Source organism: Actinomadura formosensis, from assembly GCF_050948385.1.
GTDB lineage: Bacteria > Actinomycetota > Actinomycetes > Streptosporangiales > Streptosporangiaceae > Spirillospora > Spirillospora formosensis.
Map to the genome: position 1 here is coordinate 3040425 of NZ_CP192011.1, position 14648 is coordinate 3055072.

17 protein-coding genes are annotated in these 14648 nt (G+C 72.7%); 9 read left to right on the forward strand and 8 right to left on the reverse strand.

The genetic code is table 11. From position 1 onward, the window contains the following. Positions 1 to 39: 39 nt before the first annotated feature. The 3 genes from ACQP1N_RS14360 to ACQP1N_RS14370 all read right to left on the reverse strand — a co-directional run bounded on the left by ACQP1N_RS14360 (position 40) and on the right by ACQP1N_RS14370 (position 3137). A complete protein-coding gene (locus tag ACQP1N_RS14360; RefSeq protein ID WP_433231801.1) occupies positions 40 to 1308 on the reverse strand; it encodes a S1 family peptidase in 1269 nt (422 codons plus the stop codon). A 138-nt stretch (positions 1309 to 1446) separates the two neighbouring features. Further along, positions 1447 to 2115 carry a GntR family transcriptional regulator gene (locus ACQP1N_RS14365; protein ID WP_433231803.1) on the reverse strand — a complete coding sequence of 223 codons (669 nt, stop codon included), beginning with the start codon at positions 2113 to 2115 and terminating at the stop codon, positions 1447 to 1449. A gap of 65 nt (positions 2116 to 2180) precedes the next feature. Beyond that, the gene (locus ACQP1N_RS14370; RefSeq protein ID WP_433231806.1) at positions 2181 to 3137 is read right to left on the reverse strand and encodes a LysR family transcriptional regulator; all 957 of its coding nucleotides are present in this window, start codon (positions 3135 to 3137) and stop codon (positions 2181 to 2183) included. Positions 3138 to 3401: 264 nt separating this feature from the next. On the opposite strand from ACQP1N_RS14370, the gene ACQP1N_RS14375 reads away from it, so the two are divergent. Then, positions 3402 to 4034 (forward strand): ATP-binding protein, encoded by a 633-nt coding sequence (locus tag ACQP1N_RS14375; protein WP_165488402.1) that lies wholly within the window; start codon positions 3402 to 3404, stop codon positions 4032 to 4034. Position 4035: 1 nt separating this feature from the next. On the opposite strand, the gene ACQP1N_RS14380 is transcribed toward ACQP1N_RS14375, so the two are convergent. Beyond that, entirely contained in the window at positions 4036 to 4665 is a 630-nt protein-coding gene (locus ACQP1N_RS14380; RefSeq protein ID WP_242608883.1) for a GntR family transcriptional regulator, read from the reverse strand. Positions 4666 to 4860: 195 nt separating this feature from the next. Between ACQP1N_RS14380 and ACQP1N_RS14385 the strand changes: the two genes are divergently transcribed. The 7 genes from ACQP1N_RS14385 to ACQP1N_RS14415 all read left to right on the forward strand — a co-directional run bounded on the left by ACQP1N_RS14385 (position 4861) and on the right by ACQP1N_RS14415 (position 11789). Continuing rightward, a complete protein-coding gene (locus tag ACQP1N_RS14385; protein ID WP_242608884.1) occupies positions 4861 to 5472 on the forward strand; it encodes a helix-turn-helix domain-containing protein in 612 nt (203 codons plus the stop codon). An 87-nt stretch (positions 5473 to 5559) separates the two neighbouring features. Then, the gene (locus ACQP1N_RS14390) at positions 5560 to 6720 is read left to right on the forward strand and encodes an NAD(P)/FAD-dependent oxidoreductase (protein ID WP_067796122.1); all 1161 of its coding nucleotides are present in this window, start codon (positions 5560 to 5562) and stop codon (positions 6718 to 6720) included. Next, entirely contained in the window at positions 6717 to 7031 is a 315-nt protein-coding gene (locus tag ACQP1N_RS14395; RefSeq protein WP_067796125.1) for a (2Fe-2S)-binding protein, read from the forward strand. Before ACQP1N_RS14390 ends, ACQP1N_RS14395 begins: the two co-directional genes overlap by 4 nt. Beyond that, complete coding sequence (locus ACQP1N_RS14400; RefSeq protein ID WP_433231811.1) at positions 7028 to 8452, forward strand: NAD(P)/FAD-dependent oxidoreductase; 1425 nt, start codon at positions 7028 to 7030, stop codon at positions 8450 to 8452. The genes ACQP1N_RS14395 and ACQP1N_RS14400 overlap by 4 nt, the downstream gene beginning before the upstream one ends. After that, positions 8449 to 9375, forward strand: a complete 927-nt coding sequence (locus ACQP1N_RS14405; RefSeq protein WP_067799776.1) for a dihydrodipicolinate synthase family protein — start codon at positions 8449 to 8451, stop codon at positions 9373 to 9375. Before ACQP1N_RS14400 ends, ACQP1N_RS14405 begins: the two co-directional genes overlap by 4 nt. Further along, positions 9375 to 10376: a proline racemase family protein gene (locus ACQP1N_RS14410; protein WP_067799779.1), complete on the forward strand. Its 1002-nt coding sequence runs from the start codon at positions 9375 to 9377 to the stop codon at positions 10374 to 10376. Before ACQP1N_RS14405 ends, ACQP1N_RS14410 begins: the two co-directional genes overlap by 1 nt. A gap of 12 nt (positions 10377 to 10388) precedes the next feature. Then, positions 10389 to 11789, forward strand: coding sequence for an aldehyde dehydrogenase (NADP(+)) (locus tag ACQP1N_RS14415; RefSeq protein WP_433231814.1), 1401 nt, complete (start codon positions 10389 to 10391; stop codon positions 11787 to 11789). A 10-nt stretch (positions 11790 to 11799) separates the two neighbouring features. Here the strand turns inward: ACQP1N_RS14415 and ACQP1N_RS14420 are convergent, their stop codons facing one another. Both ACQP1N_RS14420 and ACQP1N_RS14425 read right to left on the reverse strand, forming a co-directional pair. Next, entirely contained in the window at positions 11800 to 12480 is a 681-nt protein-coding gene (locus tag ACQP1N_RS14420) for a CBS domain-containing protein (protein ID WP_433231817.1), read from the reverse strand. Positions 12481 to 12505: 25 nt separating this feature from the next. Next, positions 12506 to 12949, reverse strand: coding sequence for a universal stress protein (locus ACQP1N_RS14425; RefSeq protein WP_067799789.1), 444 nt, complete (start codon positions 12947 to 12949; stop codon positions 12506 to 12508). Positions 12950 to 13097: 148 nt separating this feature from the next. Between ACQP1N_RS14425 and ACQP1N_RS14430 the strand changes: the two genes are divergently transcribed. Next, complete coding sequence (locus tag ACQP1N_RS14430) at positions 13098 to 13511, forward strand: OsmC family protein (RefSeq protein WP_067799792.1); 414 nt, start codon at positions 13098 to 13100, stop codon at positions 13509 to 13511. A gap of 39 nt (positions 13512 to 13550) precedes the next feature. Here the strand turns inward: ACQP1N_RS14430 and ACQP1N_RS14435 are convergent, their stop codons facing one another. Beyond that, positions 13551 to 14003 (reverse strand): pyridoxamine 5'-phosphate oxidase family protein, encoded by a 453-nt coding sequence (locus ACQP1N_RS14435; protein ID WP_067799795.1) that lies wholly within the window; start codon positions 14001 to 14003, stop codon positions 13551 to 13553. A gap of 15 nt (positions 14004 to 14018) precedes the next feature. Continuing rightward, on the reverse strand, positions 14019 to 14516 hold the full coding sequence (locus tag ACQP1N_RS14440) for a hypothetical protein (protein WP_433231820.1): 498 nt from the start codon (positions 14514 to 14516) through the stop codon (positions 14019 to 14021). Positions 14517 to 14648: the final 132 nt, after the last annotated feature.

Sequence of the window (14648 nt, forward strand, 5' to 3'; positions counted from 1 at the left end):
CACCGCCCCCTTCTCTGTGAGGGGCCCGAGCCGGAGATGTCAGCCGCTGAGCAGCGACACACCCAAGCTGGACAGTGCCCGGCCGATGGGTTCGTGGATCATGCCGCATCCGGAGTTGGGGCCGCCGCTCAGGATGCCGTGGGCGTAGTTGCCGTCGAAGACGCCGCTGCCGCTGTCACCGGGACCGTCGCACGCCTCGCTCCAGGTCATGCCGGAGAGCGTCCGGTCCGGGTAGGAGACGGTGGCGTCGATCTCGGTGATCGCTCCGCAGGTGTACCCGGTGGTCGAGCCCTGCTTGCAGACGTATCCACCGACGTAGTCGCTTTCGGTGCCGTAGATGGATGTCTGCGGGTACACCCATCCGCGCGGCTGCCACCAGCCCGGATCGTCGACCGAGACGATCGCGTAGTCGCCGTACCAGCCGAAGTTGTAGTCGACGGCGCCGCCGACGTTCTGGTAGCCGTAGCTGTAGGTGGACACGTCCCACCAGTAGCCCATCTCCGCGCAGTGCCCGGCGGTGAGCATGTAGTAGCTGCTGCCCGAGTACGCGGTGAACGCGCTGGTGCACCGGCCGCCGCCGGTGAAGATCGCCAGCCCGGACCGCAGCGGCGGGTCGCAACTGTAGTCGTCGTAGCAGTACAGCGGGACCGACTTGTGCGCGTAGGTGGAGACCTTCACCGCACCGCCGTACGTGCGCTTCGCCCAGCTCAGCACGTTCTTCTGCGCGGGGGTGAGCTTGGCTCCGCGCAGCGTGCTCAGCTTCACCACGTTGCCAGAGGTGACGAGGCCGGTCTGAAGGCCGCTCTTGGCGCCCTTGTTGGCCTTGGCGATCCGCTTGGCCAGTTCGCCGGACACCTTCTGAAGGTGATCGAAGCTGTACCGGACCTTGACCGTGCTCGTGTCGCTCATGCCGGACGCTTTCGCGGCCACTTGCGCCTTGGGCGCCACCGCGTTCTTGGTCACGCCGACGGTGAGCCTGCCGCCGTGCGCCTGGTCGATCCAGGCGCCGCCGTACGCGGCGCCGAGATCCTTGCCGAGCTTGTCCGCCAGCTTGAACTGGGCGGGCTGGCGGTCGGCGCGGCGCTGCGCCTCGGCGGCGGAGACGCCGTGGTCCTTCGTGATCTGCTTGATGAGTGCCTGCTTGGCCTCCTTCTGGAGTTGCTGGGAGCTTTGGCGGGGGGACGGGGCGGGGGGCGCACCGCGGTCGCCCGGCACGGCGGCGTGCGCCGGCAGGGAGAGCGAAGCCGCGGACAGTGCGGCGGCCACGGTCAGGACCGTGACGGCGCGTCTGCGCTTCTGGCGGACCATTCGGGGGTTCCTCCTTCGCGGACCGGGGGGTGCCACGGCCCGGTGCCGTGGCGTCCGCTATGCAATGTGAAATTGCACTGTAAAATGTAAAATGGTCTTTGCCAAGGGGTCAGGTCGCACAGATCTAGCGCCGGAGGCTCAGGCGCCGACGTTTCGCACGTGGTCGAGGTGGCGCATCATGATGGCCCTCGCCTCGTCGGCATCCCCGGCGACCAGCGCGTCCAGCAGCCGGACGTGCTCGTCGGCCGCCGTCATCCGCGTCTGCGTGGCCGTGGGCTGGATGAGCCCGTACATCCGGGACCGGCTGCGCAGGTCGAGGACCGTCCGGACGAGCGTCTGATTGCCGGTGAGCCTGAGCAATTCGGCGTGAAAGCTGCGGTCGGCGTCGATGAACCGCAGAAGGTCGTCCTTCGCCGCCGCCTCGGTGACCTCGGCGGCCAGGGCGCGCAGCCGTACGCGGGCCTCCTCGGGGACGGCGCCGGCCAGCCCCAGGACGGCCGGGATCTCGACCAGTTCGCGGATCTCGCTGAGTTCGGCGAGATCCTGCTCGGACAGGGGGACCACCCGGAAGCCGCGGTTGCGGACGGCCTCGAACAGGCCGTCCCGCACCAGGTCGATCATGGCTTCGCGCACGGGCGTTGCGGAGATCCCGAACTCCTCCGCCAGCGTGGGCGCGGAGTACACGACGCCCGACCGGAGTTTTCCGCTGGCCAGCGCGCCGCGCAGCGCCTCGGCCACCTGCCTGCGGAGGCTGCTGTGACCGCCGAGGTCCGGCAATCCGACCACGGCATCGGCCACCGTATCCATGACGCCTCCTCCCCACCCGCGATCAGAATACCGTTCCACGTGGGGGTAGCAGCGGCAGGGCATGATCACAGCAGCGGATGGACGTGCGGGTGCGCGTGCCACCAGGCGCCGAACGCGGGATGCCGGTCCGCGTGCTCCACGAAAGCGGCCGCGAGGCCCCGGTAGAGGGCGGTGGCGTCCTCGTCGTTCAGCCGGTCCCGGCGCCATGCCACGATCAGCTTCGCGACCTGCGGTTCCCCGGTCAGCGGCCGGACGACCGTGCCGGGCTGCGGCGGCCACGACGGATCCACCAGGCGCACCCCGTGCCCCGCCGCCACCAGCGGGCAGGCCGCGCCGCTCGGCGCCTCGAAGCGCACGACCGGCTCGAAGCCGGCGGCACGGCAGGACGCGCGCAGCGACGCGAGCGAGCCGTCGTCGGCGCCCGGCGGGCCGATCCAGGACTCGTCCTTCAGGTCGATCAGGTCGATCTCGTTCTGCCCGGCCAGCGGATGGTGCGCCGAGAGGGCGACGAAGATCGGGTACCGGGGCACCAGCGTGCGGCTGACCACCGGCGGGTTCAGCGTGACGTCGAACCCCTCCATGATCCCCAGCAGCGCGGCGTCGAGATGGCCTCGGTTGAGCGCATCTCCGAGCAGCGCCGAGGACGGCTCGATGCGCAGCGAGACCTGCCGTCCCGGCACCTCCTCGCTGACCCGCGCCACGATGCTTCCGACACAGGCCAGATGGACGCTGCCGAGCCCGAGGGCCGCGTTCGGCTCTCCGCTCCCGGGCAGGTCGCCGATCAGGGTGTCCAGTTCGGCCAGCACCGTCCGGGCCCGGGAGATGATCTGCTGCCCGAGCGCCGTCGGTTCCAGGCCGGAGCGGCTGCGAACGAAGAGCCGTCCGCCGACCAGTTCCTCGACTTTGCGCAGCTGGCTCGACATGGCGGGCTGTGACACGCCCATCCGCGCCGCGGCCCGGGTGACGCTTCCCGTTTCCGCCATCGCGCACACCATGCGCAGATGACCGATATCGAGATCCATAGCCGGAGATTATGCCGTAGCTGATGCCTCCCGGCTGAGCGAAACGGCCATACTTCCCGTACTCCTCCACAAGAGTGAGCGATCACGGGAAGCAGCGGTAACCGAGCCCACGGTCGTTGACGTGATCGCGCCGACGGCAGAAGGGAGCCGCTGTCCCCTCCGGCCGCCGGGAGAGGGCTCCTCACCGCTGCCCTCTCCCGGCGGTCCCGCGCGCACCGGCCAGTGAACTCGTGGAAAGCGAGCGTCATGACGGAGAAGTCACACATGGACGAGGAAGGGGTCGCCTCACTGAGCGGCGGTGCCTTTCCGGTCTGGCCGCTGCCGCCCGATCCGAAGGCGGCGGCGATCGCGCGGTCCATCGTCCGTTCCGTGTCCATCGGGCTGGGGATGGCCCCGGACACGGTCCAGGACGCACAGACGATCATTTCGGAGCTGGCCGCGAACGCGATCCTGCACGGTGACCGTGAGCGGGCCGAAGTGTGGGCGTACGTCAGCCGATTGAACCGGCCGCGGGTCATGTTCACGGTGTTCGACGCCGCTCCCTGGCGGGGTCCCGCCTATATTCCGGCCGGGCCCCTTGCGCCGTCCGAGGCCAGTTGCGGGCGCGGGCTGACGCTCGTGAGCGCGCTGACGTCGGAGATCGGCGGACGCTGGGGCGTTCATCCCACCCGCTGCAGGCTTGGGACGGCCCAGGTCTCCGGTAAGGCGGTCTATTTCACCGTCCCCCTGCCGGAGGTGCCGCTGACCGCCTCGATGCCGCAGGTGCGATGGCCCGCGCCCGGCATCCGGCACCCGGTGGCGGACGACGTCGAGGTCATCGAGCAGATCATCCGGCATCGGGAGGAACTCGCCGCGGCCGGGGTGATGCCCTGCGCGCACTCCTGGGATCTGCGGTGAGTCAGCGGTGCTCGGGACGGTCCGCCCAGATTCCGCGGATGTGGCGCAGATGGTGGTTCATCAGCGACTCGGTGCGCGCCACGTCGCCGGTCGCCGCGGCTTCCAGCAGCTCCTCGTGCTCGCGGGCCGACGGCTCCAGCTCGCCGCGCTCCGCCAGTTGCGGCACGCCGTACAGCCGGGACATGTAGCGGAGTTCGCTCACCAGTCTCAGGATGTGGGAGTTGCCGCCCAGCCCGAGCAGCGCGAGATGGAAGCGGTGGTCCGCCTCGATGTAGGCGAGAACGTCCCGGTTCTCGGCGGCCTGCACGATGGCCTCGGCCAGCGGGAGCAGCGCGCGGATCTCCTCGGGGCGCACGGTCTGCGCGACCCGGACGACGGTGGGGACCTCGATCAGCGCCCGCACCTCGGTGATCTCGTCCAGTTCCCGGTCGGACAGCTCGGTGACGCGGAATCCCTTGTTGCGGACGACGGTGACCAGTCCCTCCCGGGCCAGGTCGATCATGGCCTCCCGGACCGGGGTCGCGGACACCCCGAAGCGATCGGCGATCGCCGGGGCGGAGTAGACCACGCCCGGCCGCATCTCGCCGCTGACGATCGCGGCCCGAAGCGCGTGGGCGATCTGGACTCGCACGCTCTTCCTCGGGCCCAGGGCAGGCAGGTTCAGCATCTGGGTCGGGACTCTCCTCCGGGTCGGGGCCGTCCGGCGGCGCGACGGCCCTGCAGGTCAGTGAGATGTAGTATTGCACTGCAGGTTCCCCGCCGGGCCGCCGGTACACTTGCCGTTCGACACGTCGAACGTCGGTGGATGCGGAGCGGGGGCGCGAGCGTGAGCGCAGCGGGAGAGTCGGTACGGGACGTGCTGGCCGGCAATCTGCGGCGTGCCCGGCTGGAACTCGGCCTGTCGCTGTCGGAGCTGTCGCGCCGCTCGAAGATCGGCAAGGCGACGCTCTCCCAGCTGGAGGCCGGCGCGGGCAACCCCACCATCGAGACGGTGTTCAGCCTGTCGCGCGCGCTGGAGATCCCGATCTCCGATCTGCTCGACAACCAGGAGCCGTCCGGAGTGACCGTGGTGCGCGCCGCCGAGGTGGAGGTGCTGCGCGGCGAGGGCGTCGACCTGCGCCCGCTGCGCGGCATCGCGTCCGGCGGTGCCATGTTCGAAGTGTACGACCAGCAGGTCAGGGCCGGGCGCAGGCAGGATTCGCTGGGCCATGTGGGGACCGAGCACACCATCGTCCAGACCGGGCGGCTGGCCGTTCGGGTGGACGACCGGGACGTGGAGCTGGGCCCCGGCGACTACGTCAGCTTCGACGCCCGCCTTCCGCACTCCTATGTCGCGCTGGAGGGGAATGTGCGGTCCGTCCTGCTGCTCCAGTACGACGCCGACCAGCGACTTCACTCCGCGCCCGCGGAACCGCCGCACCGGTTCGACGGCCCCTGACGGGCGGTCCGATCCGGAGCGTTGACATTCGGCTCGCGGCGGACGTACGCTCGGCATCGTTCGGTTTATCGAACGAATGGAGTGGGGATGACACGGGTCGTGGTACTGGGCGCCGGGATCGTCGGCGCCGCCTGCGCCCGTGAGCTGGCACTCGCGGGCTGCGCGGTCACGGTCGTGGAGCGCGGCCGCCCCGCCGCCGCGACCACCGCGCACGGCGAGGGCAACGTCCTGGTCTCCGACAAGGGCCCCGGCCCCGAACTGGAACTGGCGCGGCTGTCCCGGCGGCTGTGGCCGCAGATCCTCGACGGGCTCCCGGACGCCGGGGGAGTGGAGTGGGACCCCAAGGGCGGCATCGTCGTCGCGACGACCGAGGCGGGTGCCGGGGCGCTGCGCGATTTCGCCGCGAGCCAGCGCGCCGCCGGTGTGGACGCCGGGGAGATGGACGCCGCCGCGCTCGCCGATGCCGAACCGCACGTCACCAAGGACGTCACCGCCGCCGTCCACTACCCCGAGGACGCCCAGGTGCAGCCCGCCGGCGCCGCCACCGCCCTGCTCGCCGACGCGATCAGGGCCGGCGCCGTGCTGCGCACCGGACGCGAGGTCCTCGGCGCGGTCACGCGCGGCGGCCGGATCACCGGCGTGCGCACCTCCGCCGGGATCATCGAGGGCGAGGCGTTCGTGAACGCGGCCGGGCCGTGGTCCGGCGAGGTCGCCGCGCGGCTCGGCGTCCGGCTGGGCGTGCGGCCCCGGCGCGGCGAGGTGCTGGTCACCGCGCCGCAGCCGCCGACCGTGTTCCACAAGGTCTACGACGCCGACTATGTGGGCGCGGTCGGCAGCGGCGCCGAGGAACTGCAGGCGTCGGCCGTGGTGGAGTCGACCCGCGCGGGAACGATCCTGCTCGGTTCCTCGCGCCGCCGGGTCGGGTTCGACGACCGGATGCGCCCCGAGGTGCTGTCGGTGATCGCCCGCAAGGCGCTGCGTCTCTTCCCGTGCCTGGCCGAGGTGCCGGTGATGCGCGCGTACGGCGGGTTCCGCCCCTATGTCGCCGACCATCTGCCCGTGATCGGCGCGGACCCGGGCCTCGCGGGGCTCTGGCACACCACCGGGCACGAAGGCGCCGGCATCGGGCTGTCGGTCGGGACGGCCGCCGTCCTGCGCGACCTGATGTTCGGAAACGAACCGGAGATCGATGCGAAGCCGTTCCGGGTGGATCGGCCCGCCGTCCGGTCGGAAGGGGAGAGCGGATGAGCCCGAGACTCGTGCGCGCGGCCGACGATGCGACCGGCCGCCGCGACACCCCGCTGCGCATCACCGTGGACGGTACGCCGCTCGACGGTGTCGAGGGCCAGACGATCGCCGGCGTGCTGCTGGCGTCCGGCCGGCTGACCTGGCGGGAAAGCCCGTCGGGTACGCCGCGCGGCGTCTTTTGCGGCATCGGCGCGTGCTTCGACTGCCTGGTCACGGTCAACGGCGTCCGCGATGTGCGGGCCTGCCGCCGCCGCGCCCGCGACGGCGATGACGTGACCACCCAGTCCCGCGCGGAGGAGGACGCCCGATGACCCGGCATGTCGTGATCGTCGGCGCCGGCCCGGCGGGCCTCGGCGCGGCGGCGGGCGCGCTGCGCGCCGGCGCGCGGGTGACGCTGGTCGACGCCGCCGAGCATCCGGGCGGCCAGTACCACCGGATGCTCCCCGACGCCTACGCCGCCGAGCATCCCGGGCGCCTGCACCACGGCTGGCACGGCTTCGAACGCCTCCGCGACCATGTGCTCGGGCACCCGCGCTGCGACTGGTGGCCGGAGAGCACCGTCTGGTCGATCGAGCGGGACGAGCCCGCCGCGCCGCATGTCCACGTGCTGCGCGGCGAGATCGACGCGGCGGGACGGGAACGCCGGGTGCTGCGGCCCGACGCGCTGGTCCTCGCGCCCGGCGCCCACGACCGGGTGCTGCCGTTCCCCGGCTGGGAACTGCCCGGCGTGCACACCGCCGGGGCGGCGCAGGCACTGGCGAAGGGCGAGCGCCTCGTGGTCGGCGACCGGGTGCTGATCGCCGGCTCCGGACCGTTCCTGCTGCCGGTCGCCGCGTCGCTGCTGGAGGCGGGCTCGACCGTCCGGGCGGTGCTGGAGGCGAACCCGGCCTCGACCGTCGCACGCGGCTGGATCCGCCGCCCCTGGGAACTGGCGTCCGAGACCGGCAAGGCCACGGAACTCGCCGAGTACGCCGGTCTGCTGGCCCGGCACCGCGTCCCCTACCGGACGGGCCGCGCCGTGATCGAGGCCCGGGGCGACGGGCGCGTGGAGGAGGCGGTCACCGCACGGCTCCGTCCCGACTGGTCGGTCGTCCCCGGCAGCGAGCAGACCGTCGCGGTGGACGCGCTGTGCGTCACCCACGGCTTCAGCCCGCAGCTCGAACTCCCGGTCGCGGCCGGCTGCCGGCTGCGCGACGGCGCGTTCGCCGAGGTGGACGACGACCAGCGCACCACCGCCCCGGCCGTCTATGCGGCAGGGGAGATCACCGGCATCGCCGGGGCCCAGTCCGCCCGCACCGAGGGCCTGCTCGCCGGCTGGATCGCCGGCGGCGGCGCCCCGGACGCCCCCGGCCTGGCGGGCACGCGCCGCCGCCGCGACCGGGCCCGCGCGTTCGCCGCCCGCCTGGCCGCCGCGCATCCGATCGGCCCGCAGTGGCGCGGCTGGCTGCGCCCCGGCACCATCGTCTGCCGCTGCGAGGACACCACCTACGGCGACCTCTGCCGCGTGGCCGAAGACCCCGCACAGGGCGCGGCCCGCGCCGTGAAACTCTCGACGCGCGCCGGGCTGGGCCCCTGCCAGGCCCGGATCTGCGGCCCCACAGTCGCCGATCTGCTGTCCGGCCGGGTGGACGCGGCGAACCCGCACCACCGCCCCATCACCCAGCCGATCCGGCTCGCTGAACTTGCCAATCCCCCTAGTGACACACATGACCCAAAGGAGAGCGCCCGATGAGTGGCACCCAGCTTCAGAGTCTCGGCGGCGTCATCGTGGCCACGGCGCTGCCGTACCGCGAGGATGCCGCCGCCCCCGCCGGGCTCGCCGTCGACCATGACGCCTACGCCGAGCACTGCCGCTGGCTGGTCGACAACGGCTGCCGTGGAGTCGGCCCCAACGGGTCGCTGGGCGAGTACTCGGCGCTCACCGACGAGGAGCGCCGCCGCGTCGCCCGCACCGCCGTCGAGGCCGTCGGCGCCGACGGTGTCGTGGTCGTCGGTGTGCACGGCCCCGGTTTCCACCAGGCGCGGCAGTGGACGGAGATCGCCGCCGAGGACGGCGCGGACGGCGTGCTGTGCCTGCCGCCCACCATGTACCGGGCCAACCCCGCCGAGGTCATCGCCCACTACGAGGCCGTCGCGTCGGTCGGGCTGCCGGTCATGGTCTACAACAACCCGATCGACACCAAGGTCGACCTGACGCCCGAGCTGCTCGGTGAGATCGCGCAGATCGACGGTATCGTGGCGGTGAAGGAGTTCTCCGGTGACGTCCGGCGCGTCCTGGAGATCAAGGAGAGGGCGCCCGGCCTGGAGGTCGTCGCGGGCGCCGACGATGTGGTTCTGGAGTCTTTGCTGGTGGGTGCGACCGGCTGGTTCGCCGGCTTCCCCAACGTGTTCCCCGCCGAGTCGGCGCGGCTGTACGAGCTGGCCACCGCCGGGAAGCTGGAGGAGGCCCGCGCCCTGTACGAGCCGCTGGTCGCGGCGTTCCGCTGGGACTCGCGGACCGAGTTCGTCCAGGCCATCAAGCTCGGCATGGACCAGGTCGGCCGGTACGGCGGCCCGTGCCGCCCGCCGCGCGGGCCGCTCAGCGCCGCGCAGCGCGCCGCCATCACCGCCGACATGGACCGCGCTATCGCCGCGCTCCGGGAGCAGGCCGCCTGATGCGCTCGATCCGGTCGATCAGCGCGGTCGACTCGCACACGGAGGGGATGCCGACCCGGGTCGTCACCGGCGGCGTCCCCCCCGTCCCCGGCGCCACCATGGCCGAGCGCCGCGACCACGCCATCCGGCACCTGGACGGGCTGCGCCGCTTCCTGGTGGACGAGCCGCGCGGCCATTCCGCGATGAGCGGCGCGCTGCTGCAGCCCCCGACCCGGCCGGACGCCGACTGGGGCGTCCTCTACGTGGAGGTCAGCGGGTTCCTGCCGATGTGCGGGCACGGCACCATCGGCGTCGCGACCGTCCTGGTCGAGACCGGGATGGTGCCGGTGACCGAGCCCGAGACGATCGTCCGGCTGGACACCCCGGCGGGGCTGGTCGAGGCGCGCGTCGCCGTCCGCGACGGTGTCGCCGAGCACGTCACCCTCCGCAACATCGCCTCGTTCGCGCTCCGGCAGGACGCCGTCGTGTCCGTGCCGGGGCTCGGCGACGTCCGCTACGACCTGGCCTACGGCGGCAACTTCTACGCCATCACCGACCTTGAGCCGCTCGGCCTGCCCTTCGACCGGGCGCGCAAGGACGACATCCTCAAGGCCGGGCTGGCGATCATGGCCGCGATCAACGACACCGATCCGCCCGCCCACCCGGCCGATCCGCTGATCACGGGCTGCAAGCACGTCCAGTTCCTGGCGCCCGGATCCAGCGCCCAGCACTCGCGCAACGCGATGGCCATCCACCCCGGCTGGTTCGACCGCTCACCCTGCGGCACCGGCACGTCCGCGCGCATGGCGCAGCTGCACGCGCGCGGCGAGCTTCCGCTGCACACCGAGTTCGTCAACGAGTCCTTCATCGGCACCCGCTTCACCGGACGGCTGGTGGGCGCCACCGAGGTGGCCGGGCTCCCCGCCGTCATCCCCGAGTTCACCGGGCGGGCCTGGATCACCGGCACCGCCAACTACCTGCTCGACCCCGCCGATCCCTTCCCCGAAGGTTTCGTTCTCTGACAAGGAGTCGCGATGACACCGGACCAGGCCGTCAGCGCCGCCGTGTCCGCCGCGCCCGGATGGGCGTCCGCCGCACCGGAGACGCGTGCCGGTGCCCTGGTGGCCGTCGCCGGCGCGCTGGAGGACGCCCGGGACGAGCTGGTCGCCCTCGCCGACGAGGAGACCCACCTCGGTCCCGCCCGGCTGAACGGCGAGCTCACCCGGACGACGTTCCAACTGAGGCTGTTCGCCGACGAGGTCCGCGCGGGCGCCTTCTATGACGCCCGCATCGACGCACCCGACCCGGCATGGCCCACCGGCCCCCGCCCCGACCTGCGCCGGTACCGCACGGCCACCGGGCCCGTGCTGGTGTTCGCCGCGAGCAACTTCCCGTTCGCGTTCAGCGTCGCCGGCGGCGACACCGCGTCGGCGTGGGCGGCGGGCTGCCCCGTCGTGGTCAAGGCGCACCCCGGCCATCCGCGGCTGTCGCGCCGGACCGCGGAGGTCATCGCCGGCGCCGGTCTCCCGGACGGGGTGTTCGCCCTGATCGAGGGCGAGGACGCCGGCGTCGAGGCGCTGCGGCACCCCGGTCTCGCCGCCGCCGCGTTCACCGGCTCCGAGCAGGGCGGCCTCGCGCTCGCGCGGATCGCGGCGGAACGCCCGGTGCCGATCCCCTTCTACGCCGAGATGGGCAGCGTCAACCCGGCCGTGGTCACGCCCGGCGCCGCCGAGGCGCGCGCCAAGGAGATCGTCAACGGCTACACCGCGTCCCTCACCCTGGGCGCGGGCCAGTTCTGCACCAACCCCGGCCTGATGTTCGCCCCCGCCGCGCTGCTGGACGGGATCGCCGGGCGCCTCCGGGAGATCGCCGGCGCCCCGATGCTGAACGACCGCATCAGGTCCGGTTACCTGGTCGCCGCGAGCACGCTGGACGCACGTCCCGGCGTCCGCCGCCTCGTCTGGCCGGACGACGAGATGTCCCTGACGCCCCGCCTGCTCACCATGGACCTGGACGCCTTCAAGGCCGACCGCGACGCGGCGTCCGAGGAGTGCTTCGGGCCGCTCGGGCTCGTCGTCACCTACGACCGCCTCTCCGACCTCCCGGACGTCCTCGCGGCCCTGCCCGGCCAGCTGACCGCCTCCCTGCACGCCGAACCCGGCGAGACGGGGGACCTCGCGGACCTCGCCGCCGTGCTCACCGGCCGCAGCGGGCGCGTCCTGTGGAACCAGTGGCCCACCGGCGTCTCCGTCACGAACGCGATGCAGCACGGTGGCCCCTACCCGGCCACGACGGCACCCGCCACCACCTCGGTGGGCACCGCCGCGATCGAGCGCTTCCTGCGTCCCATCGCGTTCCAGGGCTGGCCGCAGGACCTCCTCCCGCCGCCCCTCCGCGACGACAACCCGTGGAAGGTCCCGCAGACCCTTCGCTGACCGGCCGGTCTCAGGCGCGCGGGTACGCGGTGGGATGGGTGTCGTCGGTGTCGTAGCCGAGGTCGTGCACGACATCGACGACGCCCTCGGTCGCGGCCGTCATGCGGACGACGATGGGGATGAGGCTCTTCAGCTCGACGCGCCCGGTGAGGTGCACGACCCCTTCCTGGACGCGGACGTGCAGCTCGGCGGGGTCCTGCCACAGCTTGCAGATCAGGACGTCCCGGATGACCTCGTCCCGGATGTCGGCGTCGGAGCGGTGGAACACGCGCAGCAGGTCGCGGCGGGCCACGATGCCGGCGAGGCGCCCGTCGTCGGCGACGACGGGCGCGGCCTTGAAGCCGTGGGCGTTCAGCAGCCGGGCCGCCTCGGGGATCGGGGTGTGCGGGGCGACGGTCACGACCGGGGCGCTCATCAGCCCGCGGGCGTCGACGGCCCCCGCCTTGGCCTCGGCCTCGGCGTGCCGCCGCAGCCTGAGCCGCCGCTGCTGGACGGGGCCGCCCTTGTACTCCTCCTTGCGGAGCAGGTCGGCCTCGCTGACGATGCCGGCGAGGCGGCCGCCGTCGTCCAGCACGGGGACGGAGCTGATCCCGTGCTCGGCCATGGTGTCCGCGATCTCGGCGAACGGGGTGTCCTCGGTCACCGTCACGACCTTGGTCGTCATGACGTCCGCTACGGTCCGGCGTTTCATGGTCTCCTCCAGGGCTCGGCGGTGGTCAGACGGTCTCGGTGGACGTGGCGGTGTGGTCGGCGCAGATCACGACGGGGCAGGTCGCCCTCGTGCGCACGACCGGGACGGTGTCGCCGCCGAGCGGGTTGCCGTGCTCGGAGTGCGCCCGGGCGCCGAGCACCAGCAGTTCGGCGTGTTCCGCCGCCTTGACCAGGGCCATTCCGGGTTCCCCGCGCACGATCCGGAGCCGGGTCGTCAGGTGCTGGCCGCGGGGCAGCGCGTGCGCCACCAGGTCGCGCAGCCGCAGCCATTCCCGGGCGGTGCGCAGCGGGCGGGGCCCGGCACCGCCGTCCGGCTCCAGGACGCGGACGACATCGAGGCGTGCGCGTCGCTCGGTGGCCTCGCGGGCGGCCCGGCGCAACGCGGCCATGGAGTTGGGGGACCCGTCGACGCCGACGACGACGGAGCGGTATTCGGGCAGGACCTGCATCGCTGACCTCCGTGTCTCACCTCCACACTCACACCCGGACCGGGCACGGGTCAGTGCCGAGCGTCCTTCCTGCCCGGGACCTTCGGCTCTTACCCGCAAGGACCACGCGCCTCACGCTGGACACACGCCAAGGAGCCTGAAACAGGAGGTGAGCGAGGTGCTCGTCGTCCACCGTGAGAACGATGCCTTCGCCGTGCTCGTCCGGGACCACGTCATCCATGTGGATCAGCCGTACGCGGCGGGCGGGATGGATCGCGGGCCGACAGCGGTGGAGTTGTTCGTGGCGTCGCTGGCCGCCTGCGCGGCGCACTACGCGCGCCGCTACCTGGCGCGGCACGGCCTGCCCGCCACGGGGCTGGAGGTCAGCGCCGACTTCGCCATGGGCGCGGGCAGCCCGGCCCGGGTGTCACGCGTCGACCTGCGCCTGCGCCCGCCCGCCCGGCTCTCCGACGAGCAGATCAAGGGGATGATGGCCGCGGTCGGACGCTGCACGGTCCACAACTCGCTGATCGATCCGCCGCGTATCGGCGTTCACCTGGAGAGCGAGGCCCAGGCCGCTTGACCGGGCACGGGCGGGACGGAGGGGGACGGGACCGGCGTGTCAGCCGGTCTCGTCCGAGGTGTCGATGCGCTCGGTGGTCACGCCCCCCGCGTGCAGCGGGATGCGCCGGCCGGTGATCTTGTGCGGGGTCAGCCGCACGATGTACGCCTTGGTGGAGCGGATCCACGGGGCGAGCGCCAGAGCCCGGAGGCGCTCGATCTCGGCCGGGTCGGTGATCAGCTCGGGGCGGCCGGTGACCAGCACGCTCCACGCGGTGCGCAGCGCGGGTTCGAAGTCGTCCGCCTCGAAGGTGAGGGGACGGCCGTTCCGGATGGCGTCGAGCTTGGCGCCGGCCGCGGTGGCGAAGACGAGCGCGTCCCCGTCCAGGAGGAAGTTGACCGGCAGGACGGTGACGGTCCCGTCGGTCTCGGCCCAGGCGATCCGCCCCACCGGGATGTTCTGGAGCAGGTCCAGGCAGGCGGCGGTGTCGAGTGGCTGCAGGTCGGCGGTCATGTTCCCTCGATGATGTCACACGCGCCCGGGGGCGCCGGAGGCGAGTAGACCCGCGCCCAGCGCGGTGGTCATGCCGCCGAGGCAGCTCACCAGCAAGGTCAGCTGCCAGGCCTGGTACGCCGACATCAGCGAGGCCCGCAGCATCTCGCCGGTGAAGGCGGTCCGCTGGAGTTCGGCCAGTTTCTCGTCGTCGCCGCCGTTCGCCCGCGCCTCGGCCAGTTCGGCGCCGAGCTGCGCGTAGGTGCGTCCGCCGGTGGCGCCGGCGAGATTGCGCTTGATCAGCCTGGCGTAGGCCCGGGCCTGTCTCCCGGTCTCCACCCGCCGTCCGGCGTAGGCCGCCAGGTCGTCCGGGATACGGCCCTCGTCCGGGAAGGTGATCTCCTGTGCGTCCAGTTCGCCGCGGATCTCCCTCCTGCCCTGGCCGGCGCGCACCAGCATCGCCGGCCCGGCGACGAGCATGGCGGCGCCGACGGCGTCGAGCGGGGACACTCCACGACAGGACTTCTTACGCATGCGGTGCATCTCCTTCACGGCCTTCCACACCTGTCCGAGCCTGCCGTGACAACGGGGCGGCGAGTAAGGGCTTTGGTCCTGATCAGCGGGGCCGTTCGGCCCCGGACACGGTCACGGGACGTTCGCCCCTGC

Coding starts and splice junctions, on each gene's coding strand:
- ACQP1N_RS14405 (WP_067799776.1), top strand. CDS start 8,449: ATGAGTGGCACCCAGCTTCAGAGTCTCGGCGGCGTCATCGTGGCCACG.
- ACQP1N_RS14390 (WP_067796122.1), top strand. CDS start 5,560: ATGACACGGGTCGTGGTACTGGGCGCCGGGATCGTCGGCGCCGCCTGC.
- ACQP1N_RS14420 (WP_433231817.1), bottom strand. CDS start 12,480: ATGAAACGCCGGACCGTAGCGGACGTCATGACGACCAAGGTCGTGACG.
- ACQP1N_RS14375 (WP_165488402.1), top strand. CDS start 3,402: ATGGACGAGGAAGGGGTCGCCTCACTGAGCGGCGGTGCCTTTCCGGTC.
- ACQP1N_RS14360 (WP_433231801.1), bottom strand. CDS start 1,308: ATGGTCCGCCAGAAGCGCAGACGCGCCGTCACGGTCCTGACCGTGGCC.
- ACQP1N_RS14425 (WP_067799789.1), bottom strand. CDS start 12,949: ATGCAGGTCCTGCCCGAATACCGCTCCGTCGTCGTCGGCGTCGACGGG.
- ACQP1N_RS14400 (WP_433231811.1), top strand. CDS start 7,028: ATGACCCGGCATGTCGTGATCGTCGGCGCCGGCCCGGCGGGCCTCGGC.
- ACQP1N_RS14435 (WP_067799795.1), bottom strand. CDS start 14,003: ATGACCGCCGACCTGCAGCCACTCGACACCGCCGCCTGCCTGGACCTG.
- ACQP1N_RS14440 (WP_433231820.1), bottom strand. CDS start 14,516: ATGCGTAAGAAGTCCTGTCGTGGAGTGTCCCCGCTCGACGCCGTCGGC.
- ACQP1N_RS14365 (WP_433231803.1), bottom strand. CDS start 2,115: ATGGATACGGTGGCCGATGCCGTGGTCGGATTGCCGGACCTCGGCGGT.
- ACQP1N_RS14415 (WP_433231814.1), top strand. CDS start 10,389: ATGACACCGGACCAGGCCGTCAGCGCCGCCGTGTCCGCCGCGCCCGGA.
- ACQP1N_RS14370 (WP_433231806.1), bottom strand. CDS start 3,137: ATGGATCTCGATATCGGTCATCTGCGCATGGTGTGCGCGATGGCGGAA.
- ACQP1N_RS14395 (WP_067796125.1), top strand. CDS start 6,717: ATGAGCCCGAGACTCGTGCGCGCGGCCGACGATGCGACCGGCCGCCGC.
- ACQP1N_RS14410 (WP_067799779.1), top strand. CDS start 9,375: ATGCGCTCGATCCGGTCGATCAGCGCGGTCGACTCGCACACGGAGGGG.